Genomic DNA, 770 nt, shown 5'->3' with positions numbered 1-770 from the left:
GCTGCGGCAAGTCGACCACCGGCAAGTGCCTGATCCGCCTGACCGATCCCACCGCGGGCCGCATCCTGCTCGAAGGCGCCGACCTGGCCGCGATGAACAGCGGCCAGTTGCGCGCCATGCGGCGGCGCATGCAGTTCATCTTCCAGGACCCGTTTTCGTCGATGAACCCGCGCATGCGGGTGCGCGACATCATCGGCGAGCCGTTGCGCAACTTCGGCTACGGCCGCGAGGCCATCCGCGAACGGGTGGCGCAGTTGCTGGCCCGCGTCAGCCTGCGTCCGGACGCCGCCGACCGCTACCCGCACGAGTTCTCCGGCGGCCAGCGTCAGCGCGTCGCCATCGGCCGGGCCGTGGTGCGCGAGCCGAAGCTGTTCCTGTTCGACGAGCCGCTGTCGAACCTCGACGCCGCGCTGCGTGTCAACACGCGTCTGGAGATTGCGCAGCTGCATCGCCGTCTCAAGGCGACGATGATCTACGTCACCCACGACCAGGTCGAGGCGATGACGCTGGCCGACAAGATCGTGGTGCTGAACGCCGGCCGCATCGAGCAGATCGGTGCGCCAATGGAACTTTATCATGCGCCGGCCAATGAATTCGTTGCCGGTTTCATCGGCACGCCGGCCATGAACTTCCTGGATGTCACCGTAAGAAAGACGGACGGCTGGCGGCTGGAAGTCGCGGAGCATGATTTCGCGGTTTCGGGCCACGCGTTCCGGCTGAAGGACGGCATGCGGGCCGTGCTCGGCATCCGCCCCGCGGACTTCTCGCTC

At 67.0% G+C, this 770-nt stretch carries 1 protein-coding gene; it reads left to right on the top strand.

Annotated features, from left to right (window positions below; genetic code table 11):
• The coding region (locus DNK89_RS24615) for an ABC transporter ATP-binding protein (RefSeq protein ID WP_203422496.1) at positions 1–770 on the top strand (770 nt) is incomplete at both ends.

It is taken from the genome of Acidovorax sp. ST3 (assembly GCF_003231145.1).
In the GTDB taxonomy this organism is placed as follows: Bacteria; Pseudomonadota; Gammaproteobacteria; order Burkholderiales; family Burkholderiaceae_C; genus Acidovorax.
This window is presented reverse-complemented; position numbering and strand designations above follow the sequence as displayed.